The 12,283-nt window shown below is 37.6% G+C and carries 10 protein-coding genes; 5 read left to right on the top strand and 5 right to left on the bottom strand.

From position 1 onward, the window contains the following. Position 1: 1 nt before the first annotated feature. Complete coding sequence (locus E1140_RS19515) at positions 2-520, top strand: hypothetical protein (RefSeq protein WP_155188159.1); 519 nt, start codon at positions 2-4, stop codon at positions 518-520. Positions 521-525: 5 nt separating this feature from the next. Here the strand turns inward: E1140_RS19515 and E1140_RS19510 are convergent, their stop codons facing one another. Together E1140_RS19510 and ahcY are read right to left on the bottom strand one after the other, a co-directional pair. Further along, a complete protein-coding gene (locus tag E1140_RS19510) occupies positions 526-1,800 on the bottom strand; it encodes an N-acetylmuramoyl-L-alanine amidase (RefSeq protein WP_155188157.1) in 1,275 nt (424 codons plus the stop codon). Between the two features lie 159 nt (positions 1,801-1,959). Next, positions 1,960-3,261: an adenosylhomocysteinase gene (gene ahcY / locus E1140_RS19505; protein ID WP_155188155.1), complete on the bottom strand. Its 1,302-nt coding sequence runs from the start codon at positions 3,259-3,261 to the stop codon at positions 1,960-1,962. A gap of 164 nt (positions 3,262-3,425) precedes the next feature. Between ahcY and E1140_RS19500 the strand changes: the two genes are divergently transcribed. Further along, the gene (locus E1140_RS19500; RefSeq protein WP_155188153.1) at positions 3,426-3,899 is read left to right on the top strand and encodes an Lrp/AsnC family transcriptional regulator; all 474 of its coding nucleotides are present in this window, start codon (positions 3,426-3,428) and stop codon (positions 3,897-3,899) included. Positions 3,900-3,910: 11 nt separating this feature from the next. Here the strand turns inward: E1140_RS19500 and E1140_RS19495 are convergent, their stop codons facing one another. Both E1140_RS19495 and E1140_RS19490 read right to left on the bottom strand, forming a co-directional pair. Further along, on the bottom strand, positions 3,911-4,990 hold the full coding sequence (locus E1140_RS19495) for a fatty acid desaturase family protein (RefSeq protein ID WP_155188151.1): 1,080 nt from the start codon (positions 4,988-4,990) through the stop codon (positions 3,911-3,913). Positions 4,991-5,118: 128 nt separating this feature from the next. Further along, complete coding sequence (locus E1140_RS19490) at positions 5,119-5,766, bottom strand: pyridoxamine 5'-phosphate oxidase family protein (RefSeq protein WP_155188149.1); 648 nt, start codon at positions 5,764-5,766, stop codon at positions 5,119-5,121. A gap of 95 nt (positions 5,767-5,861) precedes the next feature. Between E1140_RS19490 and E1140_RS19485 the strand changes: the two genes are divergently transcribed. After that, positions 5,862-7,334 (top strand): aminotransferase-like domain-containing protein, encoded by a 1,473-nt coding sequence (locus tag E1140_RS19485; RefSeq protein WP_155188146.1) that lies wholly within the window; start codon positions 5,862-5,864, stop codon positions 7,332-7,334. Here E1140_RS19485 and dnaA read toward each other — a convergent pair. Further along, positions 7,303-8,721 (bottom strand): chromosomal replication initiator protein DnaA, encoded by a 1,419-nt coding sequence (dnaA, locus tag E1140_RS19480; protein WP_155188143.1) that lies wholly within the window; start codon positions 8,719-8,721, stop codon positions 7,303-7,305. The genes E1140_RS19485 and dnaA overlap by 32 nt on opposite strands. A gap of 257 nt (positions 8,722-8,978) precedes the next feature. Here dnaA and E1140_RS19475 point away from each other — a divergent pair, with 257 nt between their 5' ends. Further along, the gene (locus E1140_RS19475; protein WP_155188140.1) at positions 8,979-10,118 is read left to right on the top strand and encodes a methylmalonyl-CoA mutase family protein; all 1,140 of its coding nucleotides are present in this window, start codon (positions 8,979-8,981) and stop codon (positions 10,116-10,118) included. A gap of 3 nt (positions 10,119-10,121) precedes the next feature. Further along, positions 10,122-12,251, top strand: coding sequence for a methylmalonyl-CoA mutase (gene scpA, locus E1140_RS19470; protein WP_155188137.1), 2,130 nt, complete (start codon positions 10,122-10,124; stop codon positions 12,249-12,251). Positions 12,252-12,283 lie beyond the last annotated feature (32 nt).

Below are 12,283 nucleotides of genomic sequence, written 5' to 3'. Positions count from 1 at the left end.
TATGGAAAATATGAATATTTCAGATGAAGAATTATTAGACTTCATTGATGGCAATTCATCATCTTCAGAAAAGAAAAAGATAGAAAATATATTAGAGAATGATGCTGACCTCAATGAGCGTGTAAAGATGTTCTCTAAATCAGAAGGCCTTTTAAAAAATGAAATAAAGAGCAGTCCGTCAAGAAACTTTACCGCTATGGTGATGGATAGGGTTACTGCTTTAAAGAATCCTTATCACAAAGGTGGTATTGCCATTTGGATACTCACATTGATAAGCGTAATGGCCTGCTCCTACTTCTTAACAGATATTACCCTCAATATCAATTTAGATTTTATTGACCAATATATTCCCGAACTACCAATTATTGACACACCTACTGACATCAAAGTAGACCAGCCTTTTAATATGCTATTAATTAGTAAGGTACTTCTCTATGGAATGCTGTTTATAGCCCTAATGCTACTAGACAAAACTGTATTGAGGCCATATTTTAAAAACAGACAAATGACGCATCATTAAGATGTCTAATATAAAATAAGTTTAGAATATTTAATCTGATCTGTTTCTGTGGTGATTGCGAGGAAGTAAGTACCTGGTGGGTACAAGAATGTTAACAGATAAGTCAAATTATTTGAGCCCCTAATGCTCTTTGTTTGAATATGCTTGCCATTAGGGTCTATAATCGCGATAGATTTTAAAGTCTGGTCTTCATTAAGTTCAACTGTTACAAGCTCACCTAATCTTGCCGGGTTTGGATATACATTAGATGTGAGTACCACTGACTCCTCTTCAATATTTTCACAATCAAAAATTGTTTCTCCAATCATTTCTTTAAAAGACTCTAGCTGTACGTAGGTATTGGTGCCCGGACATAGTGTGCTACATCCATCTCTATGTCCAGCAAGTGTGTTTAACTGCTCTCCTCTATGAATTGAAGATGAAAATGGATCAAGAGACTCCTTTATCAGTTTCCAGGACGTCAGCTTAATAAGAGATTCAATAGCTTCTTCACTGGGAGTAATATTACCTTCTTCAAAATTTCCCAGCAGACAAATCCCCATTGTACCGCTATTCTTTCCACAAAAGTGTGCACCTATCACATTGTCCTGATCTCCATCATCAGGGTCTCTCCCTTTATAAATTGTTCCTTCTTTATCAATCAGATAATTATACCCTATATCTGACCATCCGTTAACTTCTGTATGGTACAGGTAAATATCACGAACAACCTGAATGTAATTAGTACTTGTATTTGAACCTGCCGAGTGGTGAATGATAACATGCTCAACATCACTAAATGACCTACTAAAGTTTGGAGCCTGCAGACCCGATCGCCATTCTGATTGATCTACAGACTCAGGTTCAGCACAAGGTTCATCACCGTCCATATCAAGCCTACTTCTCACATCTGTTTTAAAATGTCTATAACTATTCAATAAGTAGATGATGACCTCTCCCTGATATGGACCAGAATTAAGAACCAATCTCTTTGCAGGTGAGTTTAAGGAAACTAAATTAGCCTGATTTCTAGCTTCTGGAGCGTGTTCATCTTTTGAAAGGATGTACTCTTCGGAATCTACTTGAATTGAAGTTCCGACAGGAAATGTGTCATTAGAAAAGCTTAGTGAAAATGCTGTAAATTCAAAATTCACATCCAAAACATAGGCTTGATTAGGCATGACAGTCAGTGATTGCTCAAGGTAATAATCACCTCTTTTGACTTCATATGCACTTTGAGACCACGATGTGTAAGTGCATAAAATCAAACCTATAACTCCTATCAATCTTTGAATATTCATCGCTTCAATATTAGATCGTTATTATCATTAATGAACGACCATTAATATAACTCTTAAACAAAATTGAAGTTTCAACTTTACTAGTGCAATTACGAAAAGACAAGGCACAAAAAAAGGCCGTTGAATAACGGCCCCTTTTCAAAATAAATATTCTATTTATTAATATCTGTAAGCTTCTGGCTTGTATGGGCCTTCTACCGTTACCCCTATATAAGCAGCTTGTTCTGGAGTTAACACATCCAGTTCCACACCAATCTTAGCTAAGTGCAGACGAGCCACTTTCTCATCTAAATGCTTAGGCAATGTGTATACTTTGTTTTCGTATGCATCACTGTTAGTCCAAAGTTCAATTTGAGCCAGTGTTTGGTTAGTGAATGAGTTAGACATTACGAATGAAGGGTGACCAGTAGCACAACCTAGATTTACTAATCTACCTTCAGCCAATAATATAATATCATTACCATTTGCCAAAGTGTACTTATCTACCTGCGGTTTAATTTCATCTTTAGTTGCATTGGTGTTCAACCAAGCAACATCAATTTCATTGTCAAAATGGCCAATGTTACAAACAATAGCCTTGTCCTTCATTGATTCGAAATGCTCACCTAAGATAATGCTTTTGTTTCCAGTAGTGGTAACAATAATATCACCTTCTTTAACCGCATCTTTCATCTTCTTAACTTCAAAACCATCCATTGCAGCCTGCAACGCACATATTGGATCAATTTCAGTAACAATTACTCTTGCTCCTGCACCTCTCAAAGAAGCTGCAGATCCCTTACCTACATCACCATAACCACCAACTACAGCCACCTTTCCGGCCATCATTACGTCAGTAGCTCTTCTAATTGCATCAACTAATGATTCCTTACAGCCATATTTATTATCAAATTTAGACTTCGTAACAGAATCATTTACGTTAATGGCTGGCATCACTAAGGTGCCATTCTTCTCTCTTTCTACCAATCTATGAACGCCTGTAGTTGTTTCTTCAGAAAGTCCTTTAATACCAGCAACAAATTCAGGGTATTTATCAAATACCATATTGGTCAAATCACCACCATCATCTAAGATCATGTTTAATGGTTGACCGTCAGGAAAAATTAAAGTCTGCTCAATACACCAGTCAAATTCCTGCTCGTTTAAACCTTTCCATGCGTAAACAGGAATACCAGCAGCAGCAATGGCAGCAGCAGCATGATCCTGCGTAGAGAAAATATTACAAGATGACCAGGTAACATCAGCACCTAATTCAACCAATGTTTCTATTAAAACAGCTGTTTGGATTGTCATGTGAAGACAACCAGCTATTCTCGCTCCTTTTAATGGTTTCTGTGCGCCATATTCAGCTCTTAGAGCCATCAAACCTGGCATTTCAGCTTCTGCTAATTCAATTTCCTTTCTACCCCAGGCAGCTAAGGAAATGTCTTTTACCTTGTACTTTAATTTTTCGTCTATCATGATGCTTTAATTTTCAATTACAAAATCGGAACACAAAATTAGTAAAATCAAAGGTGAAATCTTCAATATGAGTTTAAAACAGTAATAATTCCTAAACAAACTGTTTATTTAGACTATTTTCCTAAATTAGAACAATAGAGGCTCACAAAACAGGAATAATTCCCATGTCAAACCTTGATATTGTAGACCATCAAATTTTAAAGCTTTTACAAGCCGATGCCAAGCTCAATGTAAATGATATCGCACAGCGGCTTAACCTTACCAAAACACCTATTTATGAACGTATCAAACGGCTGGAGCGAACCGGTGTGATTGATAAATATGTTGCTTTGGTTGATAGAAAGAAATTTACACCTTCAATAATAGTATTTCTATCAGGATCACTGAACGTAAGTAAATTTGAGCAGACTCAAGAATTTTATGATGCAGTCATGAAAATAGATGAGGTGTTAGAATGTTACCTCTTGGGTGGTGATAAGGACTTTTTACTAAAGGTCATTGCCAAAGACCTTGACTCCTATCATGAATTTTACTCCGAGAAAATCGCATCTATCCCACACATTGGGGAAATAAGGAGTTCTTTTGTTTTGAAGGAAGTAAAACACACTACCACAATTCCAAACATGGAATTGCAGTAGTGGTAAATATCTTAGGCAGCTACTCTACCAAAGTAGCGAAGCGTTTTATAATGAGACTTAAGCGCTCCAATGAAGGTTTTATTTTCTATATATGGCACTCCATATTCTTTAGCTGTTTCTTCAACAATCTTGGAAAGTTGTGGGTAATGAACATGGCAAATGTTCGGAAATAAATGATGCTCAATCTGAAAATTCAGACCTCCACATAGAAATGTAGCTAGTTGGCTTTTTCTAGAAAAGTTGGCCGTTGTTTTCATTTGATGAATTGCCCAAGATTCACCCATATGACCTGCTTCATCTGGTTTTGGAAAGTCCATGCCTTCAACAACATGGGCCAATTGAAATACTAATCCCATTACAAAACCTTCAGCCAAGTGCATGCTGATAAATCCAATTAAAAATTGCACCCAGGTAATATCCATTACCAATAGTGGAATTACAATGAAAAGGGTGTAATAAACTGCCTTGAAAAAGAATAAGTTGAAATATTCAATTTTTGGTCTTTTAGTATTATCAGTATGACCTATTTTATCCTGAAAGAATTTGACAAAATCCTTTCTAAATACCCATGATAATGAAGCTAAACCATATAAAAAGAAGGCATAATACTGCTGATACTTCATAATTGGTTTTCTTGGCTCCTCAGGAGAAACTCTTACCAGTCCAGGGGCAACATCAAGATCCTCATCGTGACCAGGTATATTAGTAAAAGTATGATGCACTTTATTGTGAGCCACACTCCAAACAAAAGCATTGGCACCAATAATATTGAACCAATAACTCATTAATTTATTTACTGTGCTGTTTGATGAATAAGAACCATGAATAGCATCATGAGCTACATTGAAACCTATGAATGACTGCACCATTCCTAAAAGAATCGCCAATAAAAGAAGGACAGGTAATGAAAAGTTACCTAATACGATTAGCAAGTATAGGCCAATTAAAGAACCTAAAAAGAAAACAGACTTGAAGACCATCATGCCATTAGCGTTTTTACTAATGTTATTGGTCTTGAAATACTCCTCTATCTTTTGCTTCAATTCTGGATAAAATTCTGCTTGATTTTTTCCGTTAAATCTTACTTTCATCTATTTTATTATATCGTTTGAATAGCCTTTTTTACAAGATACTACCTTTAATCAACTCACAAAAGTAAAGTTTAAGTATCTGTAAAAGAAGTTATTTGAACGGTATTATCACTTATAGGCCTATAAGCTTAATTAATAAGGTTTAAAACTGAGGATGGAGTTTCGATCCCGTTCCTAAGTTCTGAATCAGGAACTACAGTTTGGTAAGTAGTTACCATCGGCACCACCCCGGCCCAAATATCCAATTCATAATCTTCCTTATCATCTTTTGGGCCTCCTGTTCTAATTTTAGCTGAAGCCTGATCAATCTTAATCTCAAGTACAGAAGTAGCCTTGAGTTCTTTACTATTGGGCTGCCTCGACTCCTCCCAGCGTCCCGGTACCAGCTGATCTGAAATGACCTTCAACGCATGCAACTTCTTTTCATCGGTTACTAATTTGGCCGTACCGAAAACAACAACTGATCTGTAGTTCATTGAGTGATGAAAGGCAGACCTCGCTAATACAAGTCCGTCCAAATGAGTAACTGCTAAAGACATCTGAACTCCAGTTTCTAATTGTTTGATTAGCCTGCTAGTTGTTGCACCGTGTAAATACAAACTATTTCCCTCACGGCCATAGATAGTAGGTATAACAAATGGCTGATCACCAACAACAAAACTGGCGTGACAAATCTTTCCTGCATCAAGAATTTCAAAAACAGTTTCTTCATCATAGTATCCACGTTCTGGTACTCTTTTGACTTTATTTCTTTGATCTATTCTATAATCTCCCATAGTATTTTAATTATTTGACTTTGAATACGAAACAATATTATTAATTTACCGGACTATCTATTGGTACCATTTATAACAAACAATAGGGTCCGGTAATGTTTCCATGGAAATCAACTTTAGTAATTGACAATTTGGCTTTAAGAGCCAAATACCTACAATTGACTGATCAGTTTATCAAAGAAATCTCAGCTGGAAGATTAGCTCCAGGCCAGAAAATTCCTGGAACTAGACAACTTGCCAGTCTGCTTGACATAAATAGAAAAACTGTAATAATGGCCTTTGAAGAGTTAGAAGCTCAAGGGTGGCTTGATATCAAATCTTCCTCAGGGACTTATGTAAGCATGAAGCTTCCCATAACTATTGCTGATAATATTACCACCTCAGCTGTTCCCTATGACAATTTCAACATAAGGCTAATTAACAACTATGATTTTATTCCAGCTTATGAACCCATTCCCCCCGCCTCAATAAATATTGATGGAGGTTCACCAGACTATAGATTGGCTCCAATCGACTGGCTGTTCAAAGAATGTAGGTCAATAAGTAAAAGTAAATATGGACAGCGCCTTTTGGCCTATGGAGGAGTTAAAGGAAACGAAGACCTGCGGCAAGCTCTTACAAAGTACCTCAGAGAGACCCGAGGGATGACCTTATCAAAAGAAAATATACTTATTACCAGAGGTAGCCAGATGGGAATATATTTAGCAATGTCTGGTTTGCTGAAACCAGGTAATAATGCGGTTTTTGGCTCAACAAGTTATGATGCAGCCGAATGGGCTGCTTCAAACAGTCAGGCTAATATTATAAGAGTTAATATTGATGAGGAAGGCATAGATACTGATCACTTGGCTAGTATTTGTAAGCAGCAAAAAGTCCATCTGGTTTATGTTACTCCGCATCATCACTTTCCAACAACTGTTACACTTTCGAATGAAAGGCGTATTCATCTACTTCAACTATCATTAAAGTACAAGTTTATAATACTGGAAGACGATTATGACTATGACTTCCACTATGCCAGCAACCCCATTTTACCGCTGGCAAGTCTGAATACTGGAGGCAATGTCATTTACATTGGTTCATTCAGTAAAATCTTCGCTCCAAATGTGAGGGTAGGATACTTAGTTGCTAATAAGGAAGTGATTAAAAATTTAAGTCGGCTTAGAAGAATAATTGACCGCCAGGGAGATCAAATTATGCAGAGTGCAATTGCAGAATCAATTACCAGCGGAGAGCTCAACAGACATTTAAAAAAGTCTTTAAATGTTTATCGCCAACGTAGAGACAGTTTTTCAAAGCTCATCGATTCTGAAGTTTCTGATTATGCTTCTTACAAGCTACCTGAAGGCGGAATGGCTATTTGGTGTGAGTTTAAAGGCCTGCAGTTAGCACAACTTAAACCAATAATCAATAGTAAAGGACTCTATATGGATATTGATCCTGATTTATCGGTAAGATTCAATGCTCTTAGGCTTGGATTTGCGTCAATAAATGAAAAGGAACAAAAGAAAGCTTTTGAAATATTAGGTCCAGCCGTTAAACAGCTCGCATCTTTAACTTCTTTTTAATCTCCTCTACCTGCACTTTGAAGTTGGCGTCCACGTCCATCATATCATTAACTGACTGCACAGCATGGATTACAGTACTATGGTCACGGCCACCGAAATGATAGCCTATGCCTTTTAAGGAATGGTTAGTATACTCTTTAGCAAAATACATGGCCACCTGTCTGGCAATAACAATTTCTTTTTTCCTGATCTTATCTTTAAGAAGATTAATATCTACTTTGAAGTATTCTGCAACAGTTTTTTGGATATAATCTATACCAACCTCAGTTTCAATATCATGAACTATATTCTTAAGTGTTTGTTTCGCTAACTCAAGATCAAGTTCAACTCTACTTAATGAAGCATGAGCAATTAACGATATTAAAACCCCTTCCAGCTCACGAACATTTGTATCCACACTATATGCCAGGTATTCAACCACATTATCAGGAATGTAAATACCATCGGCCTGCATCTTGCGCTGGATAATAGCTACTCTTGTTTCATAATCAGGCTGCTGCAGATCAGCAGTCAGACCCCATTTAAATCTTGATAGTAATCTTTCCTCCAAGCCTTTGAGGTCTCTTGGAGGGCAATCACTAGTCATTATGATTTGTTTGCCCGCCTGATGCAGGTGGTTAAAAATATGGAAGAAGATTTCCTGAGTTCTTTCTTTACCGGCAAGGAATTGAACATCATCAATAATGAGGATATCCACCTGCATGTAGAAATTCTGAAACTCCTGAATTCTATTATTTTTTAATGCGTCTATAAACTGATTTGTGAACTTTTCAGAGGATACATAAAGCACAAACCTGTTACCAAGATTATTTTTTATCTCATTACCAATAGCCTGGACAAGGTGTGTTTTACCAAGACCAACCCCACCATACAACATCAATGGATTGAATGAGGTAATTCCTGGCTTTTGTGCAACTGCATAGCCAGCTGACCTTGCCAGTCTATTACAGTCACCTTCTATATAGGTGTCAAAGGTATAGTTAGGATTAAGCTGAGACTGCTGATATAGGTTATCTACAGACTTTAACGCGAAGGGAGACGTATATTCTTCCTTTGTGTTACCGAACTTACTCGTTTTACTGTTTCCTGTATTTGGCAGATTTACTGATAGCGGAGCAGTTTTGCTATTCCCTTTATCAACAATAACAGAGTACTCTAACCTTGCCTTCTCGCCCATAACTGATGTTATGGCCTTTTTAAGAATATGCACATAGTGCTCCTCAAGCCATTCATAAAAGAATTGGCTTGGAACCTGAATTGTCAAAACATCATTTTGACATTTTAGAGGTGTGATAGGCTCGAACCAAGTATTAAAACTTTGTTCAGCTACGTTCTCCTTGATTACTCTCAGGCAATCACTCCACACAGTCGCGCTATCAATCTCCATGTACACTGGTCAGACTATTCAATTTAAGTTAAGGATGTATTATTCAACTAAAAAGGGGAGTCAAATTTGGGAAAAAAAACATGAAGTTAAAAGAAGGCATGAACGCTATTTTTCATAAAAGTTGTGATTTACGGAATAGCTATATGAATTCTTCAAAATGTTAAAACAATTTGTCTACCCTTCACAATCAACGCAAACGTTTGAGGTAAATTGCTTTCAAAAAACTTAACTTTACTCTTCAATTTTTTCTTTCGAAAATGGACAAAAACAAAGCACTATTTAGTCAATTTAAAAAGGTTAGCAAAGAAGACTGGGCAAAAAAGGCATCTGCCGATTTGAAAGGTGAAGATGTTTATGAAAAATACCAGTGGAATAAAGGTAATCTTACCATCTTACCTTATTATGACCAGAGTGACCTTGCGGACATCTCCAACTTAGAATCTTTCGGAAATAGACTTTATAAAAATGATGACCCATCGGGGGATCCAAGAGCTTGGGTGAACCTTCAACGGATATTGGTTCAAGATTCAAGTGATGCAAATATTATCGCAATAGAAGGACTAAATAATGGAGCTGATGGAATTATCTTTGACTTATCAACTGCCAAAAACATTGATTTAAATGTATTACTGAAAGATATTAAGCCTGAATATTGCTACCTATCTTTTGAAAAAGCCAATAATACAGATGGCTTAACAGTAATCAATCATATATCATCACATTTCCAAGAAGTAGACATAAAGGGCCATATTTCAATTAAAGACATTGAACCTAATGATACTTTGAGTGAAGTGAGCAAGTACAAAAATCTGAAAAACTTCAGATGTATAAATATCAGTTCGACTGAATCTGCGCCAAGCGAGCAAATAAGCCAAACCCTGGCTCAAATAAACAGGCAAGTTAGGAGTTTGCTTTTGCATGGTTTTGATCTTGCATCAATTTCAAAATCAATTTTAGTAAGCCTTGAAGTTGGGAATGATTTCTTTATTGAGGTTGCGAAAATCAGAGCGTTAAGGAATTTGATCTTTCAAATGTTTCGAGCATACGGTCACATTGAATTTCAACCTGAGGACATCAGTATAAAATGTATATCTACCAATTGGAATGATGAAAAGTACCAGCCTCACGCAAATATGTTAAAGGGAAGTACCGCTGCTTTATCTTCCATATTAGGAGGCTGCGATTTGCTCGAGGTCGAACCCGAGTTAAAAGATAATTCACAGTCGGTTAGAATAGCCAGAAATGTTTCAAATGTTCTGAAAGAAGAATCTTATTTATCAAAAACAGCAGACCCAGTAGCTGGTAGTTATTATTTGGAAAGTTTAACTGATAAGATAGCAAAAGAAAGCTGGAAGCTGTTTCAAAAGAGTTTGGAAAATGTAAAGATGGAGGGATAGGATATGAGACCAGAATTTGACAAAATAGCATACAATCAATTCAGCCCAGAGGATAAACAAGTAGAAAGCGCAACGACTTGGCCAACCGCTGAAAAAATAGACGTTAAACCTGCGTTCAATATAAATGATATCAAAGAGATTGAGCACATTGGCTTTTCAGCCGGACTGGCTCCTTATTTAAGAGGTCCATACTCAACCATGTATGCAGGTAGACCATGGACCATCAGACAATATGCAGGTTTCTCAACTGCAGAGGAATCAAATGCCTTTTATAGAAAAAACTTAGCTGCTGGACAGAAGGGGTTATCGGTAGCTTTTGATCTGGCAACACACAGAGGCTATGACTCAGACCACCCAAGAGTAACTGGTGATGTTGGTAAGGCGGGTGTGGCCATTGATTCTGTAGAAGATATGAAGGTGCTTTTTGATCAGATTCCATTGGATCAGATGTCAGTTTCTATGACCATGAATGGAGCTGTACTCCCTATTATGGCATTTTATATAGTAGCAGCTGAAGAACAAGGTGTTGATGAAAAGCTATTGAGCGGCACCATACAAAATGATATTTTGAAGGAGTTTATGGTGCGAAACACTTACATCTACCCTCCCCTTCCATCAATGAAATTGATCGCTGATATTTTTGAATATACCTCTCAGCGAATGCCTAAGTTCAATTCAATAAGTATTAGTGGTTATCATATTCAGGAGGCCGGTGGAACTGCTGATATTGAATTGGCCTATACTTTAGCAGATGGTCTTGAATATCTGCGCACCGGGATTAAAGCTGGTATGGATATAGACTCCTTTGCTCCACGGCTTTCATTTTTTTGGGGAATTGGCATGAACCATTTTATGGAAATCGCCAAGATGCGAGCCGGTCGTTTACTTTGGGCAAAAATTGTTAGTCAATTCAATCCGAAAAATTCTAAATCTTTAGCCTTAAGAACGCACAGCCAAACCTCTGGCTGGAGCTTGACTGAGCAAGACCCTTATAACAATGTAGCCAGGACCTGCATTGAGGCGTTAGCCGCTGCTTTGGGTCATACACAATCATTGCACACCAATGCGCTCGATGAGGCCATTGCGCTACCAACAGAATTTTCTGCCCGGATCGCGAGAAATACGCAACTCTACCTTCAAAATGAAACAAACATTACCAAGGTTGTCGACCCATGGGCTGGTTCTTATTATGTCGAATACCTTACTGATCAGCTTGTGCACAAAGCCTGGGCATTAATTGAAGAAGTTGAAGAACTAGGCGGTATGGCAAAAGCAATAGAAAGTGGATTGCCAAAAATGAGGATAGAAGAGGCTGCAGCTAGAAAGCAGGCAAGGATAGATTCTGGAAGAGATATAATAGTTGGTGTAAACAGATTCCAAACTGATGAGCAGCCTGACTTTGATACACTTGAGGTTGATAACACAAGAGTGCGTGATGGTCAAATTGCTCAATTGAAGGAAATTAGAAATACCCGCAACACTGATAAGGTTAATGAAGCTCTGACAAAATTAACCAGTACCGCTAAATCAGGAGATGGTAATTTATTAGCTTTAGCCATAGAAGCGGCCAGGCATAGAGCAACGTTAGGGGAGATCTCTGACGCTCTTGAAGAAGTTTATGGTCGTCATAAGGCTACAATTAAATCTATAACTGGTGTTTATTCTGGCGAAGTGAAAATGGACGAGAACTTTAAAGAAGCAAAACGTTTATCAGATGAGTTTGCAACTCTGGAAGGCAGAAGACCAAGGATTATGGTTGCTAAAATGGGACAGGATGGTCATGATCGTGGTGCCAAAGTAATAGCCACGAGTTTTGCTGACCTTGGTTTTGACGTGGATATCGGGCCCTTATTTCAAACCCCTCAGGAAGTTGCACAGCAGGCAGCTGAAAATGATGTTCATATCATTGGTGCTTCCAGCTTAGCCGCGGGTCATAAAACGCTTATTCCAGAATTAATTAGTGCTTTAAAGCAATTAGGCAGAGAAGATATTATGGTAATAGCCGGAGGGGTAATACCTCCAAAAGATTATGATTTTCTTTACAAAGCAGGGGTAAGTGGAGTATTTGGCCCGGGTACAGTAATAGCCGAAGCCGCCAAAGACATTCTAAAAAAGCTGATGGAAACTGAATAATAAACGTTTTGAATCGACTATTATTGGTGAAC

Origin of the sequence: Fulvivirga lutimaris (assembly GCF_009711525.1) — a bacterium.
Classification (GTDB): domain Bacteria; phylum Bacteroidota; class Bacteroidia; order Cytophagales; family Cyclobacteriaceae; genus Fulvivirga; species Fulvivirga lutimaris.
The sequence above is the reverse complement of the archived record's forward strand: the minus strand, read 5'-3'. Positions and strand labels throughout refer to the sequence as shown.

What these genes read in the sequence shown, in the direction of transcription:
- E1140_RS19515 (WP_155188159.1), top strand. Translation starts at nt 2, where the DNA reads ATGGAAAATATGAATATTTCAGATGAAGAATTATTAGACTTCATTGAT.
- E1140_RS19510 (WP_155188157.1), bottom strand. Translation starts at nt 1,800, where the DNA reads ATGAATATTCAAAGATTGATAGGAGTTATAGGTTTGATTTTATGCACT.
- ahcY (WP_155188155.1), bottom strand. Translation starts at nt 3,261, where the DNA reads ATGATAGACGAAAAATTAAAGTACAAGGTAAAAGACATTTCCTTAGCT.
- E1140_RS19500 (WP_155188153.1), top strand. Translation starts at nt 3,426, where the DNA reads ATGTCAAACCTTGATATTGTAGACCATCAAATTTTAAAGCTTTTACAA.
- E1140_RS19495 (WP_155188151.1), bottom strand. Translation starts at nt 4,990, where the DNA reads ATGAAAGTAAGATTTAACGGAAAAAATCAAGCAGAATTTTATCCAGAA.
- E1140_RS19490 (WP_155188149.1), bottom strand. Translation starts at nt 5,766, where the DNA reads ATGGGAGATTATAGAATAGATCAAAGAAATAAAGTCAAAAGAGTACCA.
- E1140_RS19485 (WP_155188146.1), top strand. Translation starts at nt 5,862, where the DNA reads ATGTTTCCATGGAAATCAACTTTAGTAATTGACAATTTGGCTTTAAGA.
- dnaA (WP_155188143.1), bottom strand. Translation starts at nt 8,721, where the DNA reads ATGGAGATTGATAGCGCGACTGTGTGGAGTGATTGCCTGAGAGTAATC.
- E1140_RS19475 (WP_155188140.1), top strand. Translation starts at nt 8,979, where the DNA reads ATGGACAAAAACAAAGCACTATTTAGTCAATTTAAAAAGGTTAGCAAA.
- scpA (WP_155188137.1), top strand. Translation starts at nt 10,122, where the DNA reads ATGAGACCAGAATTTGACAAAATAGCATACAATCAATTCAGCCCAGAG.